This is a genomic window from Hallella colorans (assembly GCF_003096815.1).
Classification (GTDB): Bacteria; Bacteroidota; Bacteroidia; order Bacteroidales; family Bacteroidaceae; genus Prevotella; species Prevotella colorans.
Genome location: NZ_QENY01000002.1, coordinates 157,421 through 173,640 on the forward strand (window position 1 = coordinate 157,421; position 16,220 = coordinate 173,640).

The following is a 16,220-nucleotide window of genomic DNA, read 5'->3' on the forward strand; positions in this document are numbered from 1 at the left end:
TTTTATGTTTCAAGGCATGTGCCATGATTATTCGCATGATGGGTGAACCCATGCCATTATCAATCTTTGAAGCGGTCGCCCCAACAGTCAGTCATGCGCCTGTACAGTTTGTCCTCAGCCGGCGCATGTTGCGCATGCCAAAATCTCACGTCCATGAGAGCGTCTGGCAAGTATTGCTGCTCTGTAAAATTGTTCGGATAATCGTGCGGGTATTTGTAGCCGTCATGGTATCCAAGTTCGGCCATGAGCTTGGTTGGCGCGTTCCTGATGGGCAATGGCACGGGCTGATTGCCGCTGTGACGCACCTCATCAATCGCCGCGTCGATGGCCAAATAGGCAGAGTTGCTTTTCGGGCTGGTGGCCAAATAGACCGTGGCCTCGGCCAATGGTATGCGCCCCTCAGGCCATCCTATCTTCATGACAGCGTCAAAAGCCGCGTTGGCCAACAACAACGCATTGGGGTTAGCCAGTCCGATGTCTTCGGCCGCACTTATCACCAACCGGCGGGCTATAAACTGCGGGTCTTCCCCACCCTCTATCATCCTCGCCATCCAGTAAAGCGCCGCGTCGGGGTCTGAACCCCTGATGCTCTTGATAAAGGCCGAAATGATGTCATAATGCATCTCTCCGTCTTTGTCGTAAGCCAATGGGTTAGATTGCAAAAGCCTCTCTACCGTCTCGTCGGTAACCAGCACCTCATGGCTTGTGGTGGACGACACCACCAAATCAAGAATATTGAGCAGCTTGCGAGCGTCGCCCCCACTGTATCGCATCATTGCTCCCGTCTCCTTGAGATCGATTTTGCGACGCCTCAGCTCGTCGTCCTCGGCGATAGCCCGACTCAATATCCTCATCAAGTCGTCTTTGTCTAACGACTTGAGCACATAGAGTTGGCAACGAGATAGCAACGGTCTGATTACCTCGAAAGAGGGATTTTCCGTCGTGGCCCCTATCAGCGTAACGACACCACGTTCCACAGCCCCCAAGAGCGAGTCTTGCTGCGATTTGGAGAAGCGGTGTATCTCGTCAATGAACAGTATGGGCGATTGCGCGTTGAAAAAATGCCCCTGCTTGGCCCGCTCTATCACCTCGCGCACATCTTTCACGCCACTCGTCACCGCGCTCAGCGTGAAAAATGGCACCTTAAGCATGCCTGCGATAATCCGGGCCAACGTGGTCTTGCCCACACCGGGCGGCCCCCACAGTATGAACGATGATATATGGCCGGCCTCCACCATGCGTCGAAGCACGGCGTCTTTGCCCACCACATGCTCTTGCCCTACATAGTCGTCGAGGGTCGTTGGGCGCATCCTTTCTGCCAAAGGTTTACTCATGTTTGCAAAATTAATAAAATATTAACTAACCGCCATCATCTCACTGTTAAAGATATAGAAACCCTTAAATATCATGCCTCACAAGACATGACGTACGCATCGGTATTGGCTCACGAGTGGTTGGCTTCATCTTTGGTGCGCACGGTAATAAAATACGAATGGCAGAACGAGGCACACCGTCGGTATCAGGTCGGGCAAATGGGCGCGGAACATTCGCCCTGCGTTTTATGTTCGCCCAAGCTCAAGACAAAGAAAAAAGCCCTGAAAATAACTGACAAAAGGGTCTTTGAGAGTAGCTTATTTACGAGCGAGAAGGCATGCGCGCACAAATACGGCCGTATTTTGAGTTTTTCATAAAACGCTATGCTTCAATATGTTGCAAAAATATGAGGCGAATGCTGCAAAAATAGTTTTCTTACGCCATCGCCATTGGGCCTTAATCGCACCCCCGTTAGCCCTTAAACGCACCCTCAATGGGTAACATTCACGCCACGATCGGTACTTAAACGTAACGCCAATAGGCGCCAATGGCGTTTTGACCGTAACATGATAGCCTAAAAATGACCGATTTTTTGGTCGGCAACAATTTTTTAGCCGCTATTTGGTCAATTTTTCAAGGACATGTTTTTGTGACTATATGTTGACACCGAGGTCATGTCTTGGCTAAGTGGCGCGGTCAACATTTTTTTGCCTCCGACACTAAACGATAGCGTAATTTGCAACTGTTTTGTCGCCAATTGTCGTCTATTTATCGTATCTTTGCAGCGATGTGGCCAAATCAAGAAGAGCCACACAAATCATAAGTCTATAATGACAAGAGAGGCAGTGGGCGCCAGTTTGGCAATAGCAACAGGCGCAGCCCGTTTTAAGACAACCCAAATGATACGTTTCAAGACACTCATCCTTAGCATGTTCGTGGCTTGCGCGGCATTGGCTCAAGACCTGCCCACCGATGGACCGCTGACCATCGACCCCAAACTTCAGGCTTTGGGCAAGCGACTTCTACGCGGCAAACAGGGAAGCATGGTGGCCATAGAGCCAGCCACGGGCCGCATCTTGGCGCTCGTTAGCGCCGACAGGGTGGGCGAAGACATCAACCGAGCCATCTCAAAAGAGTATTCGCCGGGGTCCACTTTCAAGGTGGCACAGGCACTTGCCATGCTCTCAGAGGGCACGCTCAAACCAGAGACGATTTATCCTTGCAACAAAGGCTTCACATTTGGCGGCATTCATATTGGCTGCCATGCGCATCGTTCGCCGCTTGACTTGGTGGGAGCGTTAGGATATTCATGCAACGCTTATTTCTGCAAGGCATTTCAGGAAATGGTAGACAACAAAGCCGTGTATCCCACTAAGCAAAGCGCCATCGACCAATGGAACGCCTACATGCAGAGCATGGGTTTGGGAGAGCCGCTCGGTGTAGACTTGCCCGGGGAGGTGGCTGGGCATGTGCCAAACGCCGCTTCGCTCTCCGCGCTACACGGAAACTGGAATGGCTCCACCGTGATGTGGATGGGCATGGGGCAAGGAGAGGTTACCACCACTCCACTGCAACTGTGCAATTTGGCGGCTATGATAGCCAACCGAGGGTTCTTTTTCACCCCTCGCATTCATCAATCGACAGCCGACCACCCATTGGACGATACACGCACGCGGTCGCGACAATGTTTGGCCAAACCGTGGGCGATCGATTATGTCATACAAGGTATGCGCTTGGCCGTCAAGCATGGAACTGCCGCTCGCATAGACACACCAGCTTATAAGATATGCGGCAAAACCGGAACGGCAGAGAACGAAGGGGCCGACCACTCCATCTTTATGGGGTTCGCGCCGATGAACTCGCCACGTATTGCCGTCAGTGTGTTTGTCGAAAATGGTGGCTTTGGGGCCGATTTGGCGGCTCCATTGGCAGCGCTGATGATAGAACAGTATCTCATGGGCAACCTGTCAGCTAAGTCAAAGCGTCGGGCTGCAAAATGGGAAACCAAGAAAGTAAAGGTAACGCCAGTGGAGAAGACTGTTAGTTTTGACGACCTGTAAGCGCATACCTAACCTTCTTCAAGGTAGGTTTAATCTTTCAATTACACCTTTATATTATAGCATAAGCAAATATCAAATACAAAATACCTATACAATGACCAAACTCATAGATTGTTTCGTGCCTGCGGGCAACGACGAAGAGACCGACAAAAACGTCAACGCGCTGAACGCGCTCGATATAGTGAACGACATCACCATCGTGGAGACGTCCATGCGCGAGAGCGAGACCGTGCGCACGATGGCTGGCATGGCCAAAGCCGAGTACACCCTGTTCTATCTCAAACCACAATACATTCGCATGGGCTATCTGGCTTTGGAGCGCATGGTGCAAGTGGCCGAGATGACCGGAGCGGGCATGATTTACGCCGACCATTACAACGTGTCGGTCGACGGACAACGCACCGAGGCGCCCGTCATTGACTATCAAGCAGGCAGCCTGCGAGACGATTTCGACTTCGGCAGCGTGCTCCTTTTTCGCACCGAAGCGTTGAAAGAGGCTGCCGCGCGCACCACCGCCGACTATGCGGCGGCGGGCATTTACGACCTGAGACTCAAACTGTCGCAACGCCATCGCATAGAGCACGTCAACGAATACTTGTATTCCGAGGTGGAACTTGACACCCGAAAGACCGGTGAGAAACTCTTCGACTATGTAAATCCACGCAACAGAGACTCACAAATAGAGATGGAGGCCGCTTGTACAGAGCATCTTAAGGAAGTGGGGGCGTACTTGCCTCCCATAAGCAAGAAGGTGGACTTCACGGGCGACTTCATGGTGGAGGCTTCTATCATGATACCCACGCTCAACCGCGTGAGCACCATTCGAGACGCCATAGAGAGCGCGTTGAGCCAGAAAACCGATTTCGAATACAATGTCTTCGTGGTGGAGAATGGGCCTAACTGCCATTCCACCGACGGCACCACTGAACTGATAGACGAGTACAAAGACGACCCACGCGTGATACATATCATACCAGAGCGCAATGACATCGGCGTGGGGGGCAGCTGGAACATGGCCGCACACCATCCGCAGTGCGGCCGGTTCATCGTTCAATTGGACTCGGACGATGTATACTCGGGCACGGACACACTGCAAAAAATTGTCGAAACTTTCCGCCAAGAGAGATGTGCCATGGTCATCGGCTCGTACACATTGACAGACATTGACCTTAACATCTTGCCACCGGGCAAGATTGACCACCGTGAGTGGACACCCGAGAATGGACACAACAACGCTTTGCGCATCAATGGGCTTGGCGCCCCGCGGGCGTTTTTCACGCCCATACTGCGCAACATCAAACTGCCTAACGTGTGCTATGGTGAGGACTACGCTATCGGCTTGGCCATCAGCAGAGAGTATCGCATAGGCCGAATATACGATGCTATATACAATTGCCGGCGCTGGGACGACAACTCGGACGGCGACCTGAGCATAGAGAAAAACAATCGCAACAATCTTTACAAAGACCGCTTGCGCACGTGGGAACTGATGGCTCGCATGAAAAAGAGGTTGTAATTCGCAATCTTAAATTTATAATTCACAATTTCAAATAATAAACTTTAAACGGAGACGCAGCAGTTTACAAACAATAATTGTGAATTGAAAATTGTTAATTGTGAATTGAAAAAAACATGAAGCACCAGCCAGAAAGGCAATAATTGTACATTGAAAATTGTGAATTGTAAATCGAAAAAACGTCTATGGTGGTGGATTCCCACGCTTTATTTTGCCGAGGGAATACCATATTTCATAGTGAACAACATATCAGTGACCATGTTTACGAGGATGGGTGTGCCCAACGGCGAGATGGCATTGTTCACCAGTTTGCTCTATCTGCCATGGGTCATCAAACCCCTTTGGAGCCCGTTCGTTGACATTTTGCGTACCAAACGATGGTGGATTGTAACCACTCAGGTGCTCATGAGCGCGCTCTTCTTGCTGCTCACACTGAGTGTTCCGCACCCCGACACCACCCTGATAGGCAGCAAAACAGTGCCTGTGAGCATGTTTACGCTCACGCTCATCCTTTTTGTCATCACGGCGTTCGCCTCGGCCACCCACGACATAGCGGCCGACGGCTTCTACATGTTGGCCGCCAACGAGGAGGAACAAAGTTTCTTCGTAGGCATCCGCAGCACCTTTTATCGGCTCAGCAGCATCTTTGGGCAGGGCGTATTGGTGTACGTTGCCGGCAGATTGGAAAAGTCGACGGGCGACATTCCCACCTCGTGGCAAATCACGATGGGCATCACTGCCGTAATGTTTTGCGCCCTCACGCTGTACCATACGTTCGCCCTGCCTCGCCCACAAGCGGACGATCCACGCATGGGGCACGAATCAAGGGTGAGCGCAAGAGAGGTAATAAGCGAGTTTGCCCGCACGTTTTACACCTATTTCAGCAAGTCGGGCGTATGGTTGGCCATCACGTTCATGTTACTTTACAGGCTTCCAGAGGCTTTCCTTCTCAAGATGGTGAACCCGTTTTTGCTTGACCCGGCGTCGCGTGGAGGACTGGGGTTGGACACGGACACGGTGGGAATTGTCTATGGCACCATAGGTGTCATCGCGCTTACCATAGGCGGAATTATCGGAGGCATAGCCGCGTCACGGTGGGGATTGCGCCGTTCGCTATGGCCAATGGCCGCCAGCATCTCGCTGCCTTGCATCACGTTTGTGTACCTCGCCATGTTCCACCCCGTCAACATCACAATTATCAGTGCGTGCGTGGCGGTCGAGCAGTTTGGTTATGGCTTTGGATTCACTGCCTATATGCTCTATATGATGCACTTCTCCAAAGGCGAATTTACAACCGCTCACTATGCCATTTGCACGGCGTTTATGGCTATGAGCATGATGGTTCCGGGCATGTTTGCCGGCTATCTGCAAGAAATGATGGGCTATGAGCATTTCTTTTGGCTGGTGATGGCATGCAGTTTGGGAACTATGGGCGCCACATTCTTTGTGCGCAAAAAAATCAATGAAACAAACACGAACATGCAGACGCATGTGTAGTCGTGCCGATGTCAGCCAAACTTGAGAACGCCAAATGTGCCCATGAGACTGATGTTGGATCTACGTTGGCGAATACAGAATGTACAGATAATACGACGAGGGGATATATTGGCCTGTAGCAGGCCGCGTGTCATGACTCGCTTGGGAGCGGCAAAAGATATTCGGCGCAAAGCCAAAACGCGGAAGAGATACACCACACACACTCTCTTGGTTTGTCAAAAGCAAACCAAGGGCATAAAACAAACATAGAAAACAGACAGCGTATGAAAGCAATACTTATCGCGGACAGTGGCTCTACCAAGACAGATTGGTGCCTGTTGGCGCAAGACGGAACTAAAACACAAGTGCAAACCAAGGGCCTAAACCCTTTCCAAATGACCGAAGGCGAAATCAAAGCGGAAATAAACACAGCGCTATTGCCACACATCCCGACTACCTCCATCACCTCACTGCACTTTTATGGGGCCGGCTGCACATTGGAAAAACAACCCACGGTGGAGCGCGCGCTTCGCCAATGCTTATACGTTGAGGGAGCTTGCGAGGTGGCGAGCGACATGCTTGGCGCGGCAAGAGGTATTTGTGGGCACTCCGCAGGCATCGCGTGCATACTTGGCACAGGCAGCAACTCGTGCGCCTACAATGGCGAAAAAATCACGGCTAACGTCTCTCCCCTTGGGTTTATTCTCGGCGACGAAGGCAGCGGGGCGGTGCTCGGGCGAACCCTTTTGGGCGATGTGATGAAACGTCAACTACCGCAGCGCATCATCGACAAGTTCCATGAGCGATACCCACTGAATAACGCCGACATCATAGACAAGGTTTATCGGCAAAAGACACCCAACAGATTCTTGGCGTCGTTCGCACCTTTTATCAAGGAGAATATTGACGAGCCACACATCGAAGAGATGGTAAAAGATGGCTTCAGACGCTTCTTGCGCCGCAACGTAAGGCAGTACGAGCTGTGCGAACAGCTGCCTATCGGTTTCGTCGGGTCCATCGCCTTGGCCTTCAACAAACAACTCGCGGAGGTTGTGGCAGAAGAGAACATGCGGCTCGGGCGTATCATCAAGGCACCAATGGATGGCTTGGTGGAGTTTCACCAATAAGTTTGCGACACGAAAATGACACCAGATTACAAAGGCGTAAAAACCCAACAGCATCGCACGCCTGCCCCTGATGGCGGAGCAAGCGGGCCGAATGACAAACGGGGCACGGCTTGCACGGAGCGAACATCACGCTATGACAACTTGGAAACGAAGTCGACGCACGAGATATTGAACGACATCAGCACAGAGGATCACAAAGTGGCTCATGCCGTGGCACAAGCCATTCCACAAATAGAAAGACTCGTTAATCTCGTTGTTGAACGCATGCGCCAAGGTGGACGCCTGTTCTATGTCGGCGCCGGAACGAGCGGTAGGCTTGGCGTACTCGACGCATCTGAGTTGCCTCCCACATTTGGCGTATCCGCCGATCGCGTCATCGCATTGATCGCTGGAGGCGACATGGCCTTGCGTCATGCGGTCGAAGACGCCGAGGATGACGCCGAGCAAGGCTGGAAAGACCTGCAATCCTATCGGCCCACCGCCATAGATACCGTGACTGGCATAGCCGCCTCAGGGCACACACCCTACGTGGTGGGCGTCCTAAAAGCCTGCAGAGATCATGGCATCCCTACGGCATGTATCACCAACAACCCTCGGTCGCCCATCACATTTGTGGCTGACGTGAGTGTGGAAATTCCCGTCGGGCCCGAATATATCACTGGCTCCACCCGCATGAAATCGGGTACTGCCGAGAAAATGACGCTCAACATGCTGTCCACCGCCATTATGATTAAACTGGGAAGAGTGAAAGGGAACCGCATGGTCAACATGCAACTCACCAACCAGAAGTTAGTGGACAGGGGCACGCGCATCATCGCAGAGACTCTCGACATAGACTATGACCGGGCACACCAAATTCTCATGGCACACGGATCGGTAAACAACGCGCTCAAAGAGAGCCTGCCCAAACAGTTTGCCACAAACCAAAAATCGCAGTGCGCAAATCACAAAGACAACCGTGATAAACCACAAAGGCAATAACAACGTGACATTACGATATGCGTAACAAATAGCCTTGACCTTTGGAGCGCGCTTTCGTTTGTTTAACCAAAAAGCGAAATAGCCTCAAGTTATCTTGCCTAACTCATCGAATATCATACATTTTCAAATATTATACTAAATTGAATCGAGACATGAAATCACTTAGGACATTGCTCATCCTATGCCTTTTGTCCCTGTCCGGTATATTTTTTGCTAATTGCGACGGAGACGAAACGCCAAGCGTCATCATGGACGAGGCCACTCAGCAAATTATCAACTCAGGGCGCATAGACTTCAACGCCGACGGTGGACAAGTGACATTGCGACTTCGCACGGACGGCAACAGTTGGAGCGTCAAGACGGAAAACGCCAATGGGAAACCCACAGATTGGTGCACTACAACAACCCAAACCAACGAAAACGAGACGGCCATAACGGTAAAAGCAAGCCCCAATCGCGACATTGCGAACCGAACAGCCACGCTGACAATAGCCACGACAAGCAAGCAGTACAAGCTCGACATTGAGCAAAAGCCGTCGCCACAATTTCAAATAGTGGCCTCGCACGTGGATGTTCTTGGCACGGGCGGCAACGTATTCGTGACTTTACGCACCAACACCCTACCAGAAATTATCATGGACAAGGAAGCGCCGTGGCTCACTTTTGTGGGCATAAGGCGCAAGGCAGGCAACCACAAAGCCAACGACGTGATATATTTGGAATATTGTTTCAAAGCCGAGAGGAACGCCGACCTTGGACGATTGGCACGCGTGACGTTCACGATGGCCCACGGCAAAAGCCAAACAGCATGCGTACACCAATGGAGCAGAAAGCTCAAAGCCACCGAAAACATACACGTGGGCAAGCCCGGACAGCTCGGCACGCTGCTCGGAGCCAACGCCAACGACTGGGCCAATATTGAGCGGCTCACGCTCTCGGGCACGCTCAACGCAACCGACATACAGGCGCTGCGCATGCTGCTGCGTCCATCGGTACGCTTCACCGAGGTCAACGCGGCGGGCAACATATCGGTGGAACACAGCGTGCCGTTGGGCCTAAAACATGTTGACATGGGCGCCTGCAAGCTGGTCAAAGGTGGTGATGAGTACGTGGAGCCACGCATAGACAGCTCTACTGACCCTCGCTACAATGCCACAAGAGACAACGAGTTGGGCGACAAGGCTTTCCTCATCGCACGCACACACTTGGAAACGATAACGCTTCCGGCAAGCCTTGAGCACATCGGCAACCAAGCGTTCTGCTTTTGTGAGCACCTGAAGGGTATTGATATACCCGCCACGGTGACAGACATTGGCGTACACGCTTTTTCCAATTGCAAGTCACTCACACGCATCAACATACCCGAAGACTCACGGCTACAGCTGCTCGGCCAATACGCATTAGCCACCACAAACACGTTGGCCGAGATACGACTCCCTGCCACGCTGATCGTGAACACATCGACACCACCCATTCTCGGAGGTGTAAAAGCACGAAACCTCCACGTGAAATGGCTCACGCCCCCCTCGTTGGGACGCTATGGTATCCACAAGAACACCACCGTCTATGTGCCCCAAGGCACTGCGGTCGCTTACCGGCAGGCTGACGGATGGAAGCGCGCGGCGAAGATTATAGAAGAATAAGGGTAAAAAACACTTGCCTATTTGGTAGAAAAAAGGTAACTTCGCAGCCTATTCATGAAGCAAAACACCAAGAATGAAAAAACTTATCATTAACTCGTTTGATGAACTCGCGGCCTACGAGGGCAAACATCTCGGCGAGTCATCATGGCTCCAAGTGGATCAAGAACGCATCAACTGTTTCGCCGACGCCACTTTAGACCATCAATGGATACATGTCGACACGGAACGCGCCAAGACCGAGAGTGCCTACCACAGCACCATCGCACACGGCTATCTCACCCTGTCGCTCCTGCCCCACCTATGGAATGAAATTATCGAGGTGAACCATTTGAAAATGATGGTGAACTATGGCATGGACAATATGCGATTTGGAAACGCCGTCATCACGGGTAACAAGATACGCCTTTCGGCCGACCTGAAAAAGGTAGACAATCTGCGTGGCATCTGCAAGGCCACCATCAGCGTGACCATAGAGATAGAGGGCGAGCGCAAACCAGCTCTGAAGGGCGATGTGCAATTTCTGTATTATTTTGAATAAAAGATAGGTGCGCGCCGTTGACACGGCAAGCCACCATCAAGTAACAAGCCATGACAGCGCACCGCTCGTCATGGCTTTTTTGTACCAACAATAAACAAAAATGATAGATTCGAGCCATTATCATTGTGTTACTAAATGAAATATAAGTCAAAAAATAGTCATAAAAAAAGCACGCTTCAAACCTATCGTTTTAGAAAGAAATTCTTCATTTTCTCTGCCCCACTCGCTCAAGACAAACTATTAAAAAACCATTCATTTCACCATTGGTATCTAATGGTGCGCCGATTAGTTAGTTATCACGGCTCGAATGATACTTAAATGTCATGCCATTAGGCCTTATTCACGATGCGAATAAGGCCTAATGACACCATCTTGAAAAAACTTTTTCAGCAAAAACAAGATGCAATATTTGTAAAGCTTTATTAATAAGCAACTTACAAAAAACTCTCATTTATCGAGTATTTGCGAGCAATGATGTTCCTGTTTGAATATAATCGAAATACAGAGACACTATTGTTAATATTTTTCCAAATAGTTTTTATCAAACACTGTCATGTTAATGGTTTTTTTTTCAATAAAAACCACATGCTTAAAAGTCAGAGAAATTTTTCAAGAAACATCATTCTCTCTCTGACATTTAATAATGACGCGCTACATGCCATGATGCTTGAGTGCATAATAATAAAACCAGAAAGTGCCACCATAGCTATCGCGCAGCACCGAATAACGACATTGTGCATCGGCGGTTTTGCGACAAAGAGCTTGATAGTCCTCATAGTCGGCCTCGAGCACTGGGTCCTTATACACGATGCTGGGATGCTTGCGCGTGTGCGTATAGAGCGTCAATGCCTCGCGATAGTGCTTGGGCAAAGGCTTCTTGAGATCGTAATAGCGAGGCAAGGCGTTGGCAAAAGCGTCCATGTTGCCCTCGAGCAGATAGGCACACAGCAACCAGTCGTGCGCCGCGGGAGTAGCCCGACCGATGGCATGAAGTTTCACAAGATAGTCCATCGGCGACTCACACCCTTTGACATAGGCTCCAAGATGCCTATACAGCGTAGTTTCTGGCAGTATCAGCAGCCTGACAGATCGGCCATTAGGCAACATGCTGGCCGACCGGCCAACAAGCGGATACTCGAATAGTCGCTCGCCCATCTGTCGCTTGTAAGACAAAGCCCAAACACGCAGTAACGTCAGACTGCTATCGGTCTTGGTTTCTTTGACACCCACTTGCAACGCTTCGTCGTAGCGAGCAGCCCTCATCTCGTTCTCCATGCGCATGCGATAGTGCAACAAATAGTCATTGCAACCGATGGCGCATGTCATCAGGCAAAAGGCCGTGAGCGTGAAGAGGTTTATCCAAACATGCCTCAGCACGTTGCCCCCACCTGTCTGGTCGCGCAGCGATTCGAACTGCTTACACAGCCAAACCGCGCCCGCGTACATCACCATAAGCAATGGGAAGAGCCACCACCAATGGCCTATATAACTTTCTCTCCCTATATTTGGCGTGATGTCTGTCAAGATGCCGAGCAACAACAACGAGGGAAAATAGGTCAACGCATGTGTATATCCCTTGAGCCTTGTGCCGACATAAACACCAACCTGCACCATCCACAGCACCACGGTGATGAGCAATGCCCCCACCAATCGGTTGTAATTGGTTTGGCCATGAGAGAGCACGTGCTGGGTTACGGCCAGTATGTCCGCCTGATAATCGTATAGATACAGGAACGTAAAAATCAAGAAAAGAACGGCACACGTCATCCTTGGCATGACGGCGCCATTCTTGGAAGTGCTTGTCATCAGTGTTGTTTCTAAATGATTATTTGCGTTTTAACACCACGGCAGAACGCGCCGGGATATACAGTTTGAGCCATCCTTTGTGGTCTGGGGCGTAGAGGGGGTCGTGGTTGGTGAAATGCTCCACGCTGTCATCAGCCAGTCCATTGCCGCCAAAAGCCTTGTCGTCAGTGTTTAGACACACGGTGTAAGAACCCTCGGGCACCAAGAAGCCATAGTCGGTGTACGAACGGTTGGGCGAGAAGTTGAGCACGAAGATGAGGTCGCCACGCATGAAGGCAAGCACTTGGTCGCCATCATTGTGCCAGATCTCTTGCACGGGCGTGTCAACAAATCCATTCTCTTGCTTAATCACTGCGAGCATGGCCTTGTCAAAGTCGCCAAGGTAGTGATAATCAAGCTCTGGATTGTCCACCAAGTTCCATTGCCGGCGGGCGTATTTATGGCTCCAGCCGTTGCCCTCACGTGGAAAATCTATCCACTCCGGATGCCCAAACTCGTTGCCCATGAAGTTGAGGTAACCACCGTTCATGGCCGCGGCCGTCACCAAGCGTATCATCTTGTGTAGGGCTATGCCACGGTGTGCCATGTCGTTCTCGTCGCCTTTCTTGAAATGCCAGTACATGTCAGCGTCTACCAAACGGAAAATGATGGTCTTGTCGCCCACCAACGCTTGGTCGTGGCTCTCGCAATAAGAAATGGTACGCTCGTCGCTGCGACGATTCTTAACCTCCCAAAATATGCTGCTGGGTTTCCAATCCTCGTCTCTTTTCTCCTTGATGGTTTTTATCCAATAGTCTGGAATGTTCATGGCCAACCGGTAGTCGAACCCATAGCCACCATCCTCGAACTTGGCCGCCAACCCTGGCATGCCGCTCACTTCCTCGGCAATGGTGACGGCTTGTGGATTAACCTCGTGTATAAGCTTGTTTGCCAACGTGAGGTAACAGATGGCGTTGTCGTCTTGGTGCCCATTGAAATAGTCAGCATAGTTCACAAACGCCTCGCCAAGTCCGTGACTGTAATAGAGCATGGAGGTGACGCCGTCAAAACGAAACCCATCAAAGTGAAACTCATTGAGCCAATATTTGCAATTGCTCAACAAGAAATGCAGCACCTCATCCTTGCCATAGTCAAAACAAAGACTGTCCCAAGCCGGATGCTCGCGACGGTCGCCGGGGTAGAAATACTGGTTGGGATCGCCGGCAAAATTGCCCAATCCCTCCACCTCGTTCTTCACGGCGTGCGAGTGAACAATGTCCATAACGACAGCGATGCCCATGGCATGAGCCGCGTCTATGAGGGCTTTCAGCTCGTCTGGGGTGCCGAACCTGCTCGATGGAGCGAAGAACGAGCTGACGTGATAGCCAAAGCTGCCATAGTATGGATGCTCTTGTATGGCCATGATCTGTATGCAATTGTAGCCGTCGCGAGCTACACGGGGCAACACGTTGTCCTTAAACTCGGTGTAGGTACCTACTTTCTCGGCATCTTGCGCCATGCCAACATGGCACTCGTAGATAAGCAACGGGCTCTTCTGGGGGCAAAACGTCTTCTTCTTCCATACGTAAGGTTTGGACGGCGCCCAAACCTGCGCGGAGAAAATCTTGGTTCTTTCGTCTTGCACCACACGTCGCGTCCAAGCCGGTATGCGCTCTCCCTCGCCTCCATTCCACTTCACGTGCAATTTGTAGAGGTCGCCGTGCTTCATGGCATGAGCTGGCATGGTGAGTTCCCAATGACCCAACGTGCCTATTCTCGTGCAACTATAAGCGTCGCTCTCGGTCCAGTCGTTGAAATCACCAACCAAAAAAATAGCCGTGGCGTTGGGTGCCCACTCACGAAATACCCATCTGCCATCTTTGAGATGATGCAAACCAAAATAATCGTAACCATTGGCAAAGTCGGACAGTGAGCGCTTGCCCTGCTCGGTGAGCTGGCCTATTTTCCACAACGCATGGTCGTAACGGCCGCGTATTGCATCTTCATAAGGTTCCAAATAAGGGTCATGGGCCACCATGCCTATATGCTTGGCGGCGGAGCGCTCGCAAGACTTTGGTGTCTTGTTGGTCTCTGTTTTGGGCACGTTTCGTTTTGTTTCCATCGTGCAAATAGTGTTTTAAAGTGGATGTAAAGACTATTTTCTAACTTTGAAAATGGCTTTTCTAAGCGTGGGTTGATCAGTAATACCTGGTGCGTGGCCATCTTGAGGCATGAAGATGACAAACTGACCCGGGCGCGCGGTCACGAAAGTTTGCGCCTCTATGCCGGGTATGAGCGTGATGTCCTTGGCCGTGTCAAATGGAGACTCTGGCAATTCGGCGGCGGGAATATAACCGTAAGTCTCGGCCGTGTTGATGGGCACTTGCACGTCTATCATCTCTTTGTGATACTCCATGGGCGCTTGTTGAGGCGTCTTACCATCTTGTGTCATCACGTTGACAAATACATCGTTGCCAGAGATGATATGCTTGCCATCGGCGACATCTTCCCAATGGTTGTTTCTCAAAAAGCTAACTACATGTTGAATACGTGGGTTTAGGGCTACGTATTTTTCAAGATTTTGAATGGTGTCAATTATCATATCGCATAAATTATTAGTTGTCGTTAAATCGACGGCCACTTTCATAATGCCCTTTGAAGATGACCCGACCGTTTCGATCCTTCTCCACGAAACGACCATCACGAACGTTGTTGACGTAGGTTCCTTCAAAACGCTTGCCGTCTTTGAGTTCCTCAATGGCCTTGCCATTGCGCATGCCATTTTTGTAAGTGCCCTTAAAACGTGTTCCGTCAGCGTAATGGATGATGACCTCACCGTCTATTTTGCCATTGACAAAATCTCCATCAAAGACATCGCCGTTCTTCTTGGTGAGCTTGCCACGACCGTTTTGCAAGTCGTTTTTCCACAGTCCCTCATACTTGTCGCCATTGGCCCATACGAAAGTGCCCATGCCTTGACGCACACCCTCGGCAAAATGGCCCGTGTATCGATCGCCGTTGGCATATTTGAAGATGCCCTCGCCAGTGCGCTCGCCTTGCTCATAATCGCCCTCGTAACGGTCTCCGTTCTGGAAAACATAGATGCCCCTGCCCTGCTGTATGTCGTTTTGCCACTGTCCTTTGTACACATCGCCGTCTGCATATTTGTTTACGCCATAGCCCGACCGTTGGTTATTGTCCCACTCTCCTTCGTAAATGGTGCCGTCTCCCCAATCGAAAATGCCTCGGCCTTGTTTTTTATCCTCTTTCCACTGGCCGTCATAATAGGCTCCATTAGAATATGTATACTTGCCCTTTCCCTGACGCATGTCATGAAACCAGTTGCCATCATATTTGTCACCATTGAAGTAATACATGACACCATGCCCCTGCTGATAGTCGCGAAACCATAGCCCCACGTATTTATTGTTATTGCTGAAATAATAGGTTCCTTTGCCATGCTGTTGGTTAAGCAGCCATTGGCCCTCATATTTCTCACCGTCGGCAAAGGTGTAGGTGCCATAACCTTGGCGTTTGCCTTTGACAAAATCGCCCTCGTATGTATTTCCATTGTCAAAAATGACATTACCCTTGCCGTGTGGTTTGTCAGAAACCATCTGACCTTTGTAAACGCCCTTAACGCCCATCTCTTCTACTTGACAAGAGCCTAAAGTTATCTTTTGTGCACAGACATTGAGAGATGAGACTATAAATAATAAAGATAATATCAGATTTTTCACTATCAATGGTGTATGTTAAATTCAATTTCAAAGATAGTAA

13 protein-coding genes are annotated in these 16,220 nt (G+C 50.5%); 8 read left to right on the forward strand and 5 right to left on the reverse strand.

The features are described from left to right. Positions 1–59 precede the first annotated feature (59 nt). Entirely contained in the window at positions 60–1,334 is a 1,275-nt protein-coding gene (locus C7379_RS01670; protein WP_116615704.1) for a replication-associated recombination protein A, read from the reverse strand. 87 nt (positions 1,335–1,421) lie between these two features. On the opposite strand from C7379_RS01670, the gene C7379_RS01675 reads away from it, so the two are divergent. The 8 genes from C7379_RS01675 to C7379_RS01710 all read left to right on the forward strand — a co-directional run bounded on the left by C7379_RS01675 (position 1,422) and on the right by C7379_RS01710 (position 10,655). Next, positions 1,422–1,691 (forward strand): hypothetical protein, encoded by a 270-nt coding sequence (locus tag C7379_RS01675; RefSeq protein WP_116615705.1) that lies wholly within the window; start codon positions 1,422–1,424, stop codon positions 1,689–1,691. Between the two features lie 453 nt (positions 1,692–2,144). After that, positions 2,145–3,374, forward strand: a complete 1,230-nt coding sequence (locus tag C7379_RS01680) for a penicillin-binding transpeptidase domain-containing protein (RefSeq protein WP_243406677.1) — start codon at positions 2,145–2,147, stop codon at positions 3,372–3,374. 94 nt (positions 3,375–3,468) lie between these two features. Next, a complete protein-coding gene (locus C7379_RS01685; RefSeq protein ID WP_116615706.1) occupies positions 3,469–4,890 on the forward strand; it encodes a glycosyltransferase family 2 protein in 1,422 nt (473 codons plus the stop codon). A gap of 156 nt (positions 4,891–5,046) precedes the next feature. Beyond that, on the forward strand, positions 5,047–6,387 hold the full coding sequence (locus C7379_RS01690; protein ID WP_419185301.1) for an MFS transporter: 1,341 nt from the start codon (positions 5,047–5,049) through the stop codon (positions 6,385–6,387). A gap of 263 nt (positions 6,388–6,650) precedes the next feature. Continuing rightward, entirely contained in the window at positions 6,651–7,493 is an 843-nt protein-coding gene (locus tag C7379_RS01695; RefSeq protein WP_116615707.1) for an ATPase, read from the forward strand. Between the two features lie 15 nt (positions 7,494–7,508). Then, a complete protein-coding gene (murQ, locus tag C7379_RS01700; RefSeq protein WP_116615708.1) occupies positions 7,509–8,474 on the forward strand; it encodes an N-acetylmuramic acid 6-phosphate etherase in 966 nt (321 codons plus the stop codon). Positions 8,475–8,626: 152 nt separating this feature from the next. Then, on the forward strand, positions 8,627–10,117 hold the full coding sequence (locus tag C7379_RS01705; protein WP_116615709.1) for a leucine-rich repeat protein: 1,491 nt from the start codon (positions 8,627–8,629) through the stop codon (positions 10,115–10,117). Positions 10,118–10,190: 73 nt separating this feature from the next. Further along, positions 10,191–10,655, forward strand: a complete 465-nt coding sequence (locus tag C7379_RS01710; protein ID WP_116615710.1) for a MaoC family dehydratase — start codon at positions 10,191–10,193, stop codon at positions 10,653–10,655. 651 nt (positions 10,656–11,306) lie between these two features. On the opposite strand, the gene C7379_RS01715 is transcribed toward C7379_RS01710, so the two are convergent. Genes C7379_RS01715 through C7379_RS01730 form a run of 4 tightly spaced genes read right to left on the reverse strand, consistent with a single transcriptional unit; the run spans position 11,307 to position 16,180 of the window. Then, positions 11,307–12,461 (reverse strand): DUF6057 family protein, encoded by a 1,155-nt coding sequence (locus C7379_RS01715; protein ID WP_116615711.1) that lies wholly within the window; start codon positions 12,459–12,461, stop codon positions 11,307–11,309. A gap of 19 nt (positions 12,462–12,480) precedes the next feature. Continuing rightward, entirely contained in the window at positions 12,481–14,562 is a 2,082-nt protein-coding gene (locus C7379_RS01720) for an alpha amylase C-terminal domain-containing protein (RefSeq protein ID WP_116615712.1), read from the reverse strand. Between the two features lie 33 nt (positions 14,563–14,595). Next, the gene (locus C7379_RS01725) at positions 14,596–15,042 is read right to left on the reverse strand and encodes a NanQ anomerase/TabA/YiaL family protein (RefSeq protein WP_116615713.1); all 447 of its coding nucleotides are present in this window, start codon (positions 15,040–15,042) and stop codon (positions 14,596–14,598) included. Positions 15,043–15,055: 13 nt separating this feature from the next. Then, on the reverse strand, positions 15,056–16,180 hold the full coding sequence (locus C7379_RS01730) for an MORN repeat-containing protein (RefSeq protein WP_243406678.1): 1,125 nt from the start codon (positions 16,178–16,180) through the stop codon (positions 15,056–15,058). Positions 16,181–16,220 lie beyond the last annotated feature (40 nt).

Coding starts and splice junctions, on each gene's coding strand:
- C7379_RS01670 (WP_116615704.1), bottom strand. CDS start 1,334: ATGAGTAAACCTTTGGCAGAAAGGATGCGCCCAACGACCCTCGACGAC.
- C7379_RS01675 (WP_116615705.1), top strand. CDS start 1,422: ATGACGTACGCATCGGTATTGGCTCACGAGTGGTTGGCTTCATCTTTG.
- C7379_RS01680 (WP_243406677.1), top strand. CDS start 2,145: ATGACAAGAGAGGCAGTGGGCGCCAGTTTGGCAATAGCAACAGGCGCA.
- C7379_RS01685 (WP_116615706.1), top strand. CDS start 3,469: ATGACCAAACTCATAGATTGTTTCGTGCCTGCGGGCAACGACGAAGAG.
- C7379_RS01695 (WP_116615707.1), top strand. CDS start 6,651: ATGAAAGCAATACTTATCGCGGACAGTGGCTCTACCAAGACAGATTGG.
- murQ (WP_116615708.1), top strand. CDS start 7,509: ATGACACCAGATTACAAAGGCGTAAAAACCCAACAGCATCGCACGCCT.
- C7379_RS01705 (WP_116615709.1), top strand. CDS start 8,627: ATGAAATCACTTAGGACATTGCTCATCCTATGCCTTTTGTCCCTGTCC.
- C7379_RS01710 (WP_116615710.1), top strand. CDS start 10,191: ATGAAAAAACTTATCATTAACTCGTTTGATGAACTCGCGGCCTACGAG.
- C7379_RS01715 (WP_116615711.1), bottom strand. CDS start 12,461: ATGACAAGCACTTCCAAGAATGGCGCCGTCATGCCAAGGATGACGTGT.
- C7379_RS01720 (WP_116615712.1), bottom strand. CDS start 14,562: ATGGAAACAAAACGAAACGTGCCCAAAACAGAGACCAACAAGACACCA.
- C7379_RS01725 (WP_116615713.1), bottom strand. CDS start 15,042: ATGATAATTGACACCATTCAAAATCTTGAAAAATACGTAGCCCTAAAC.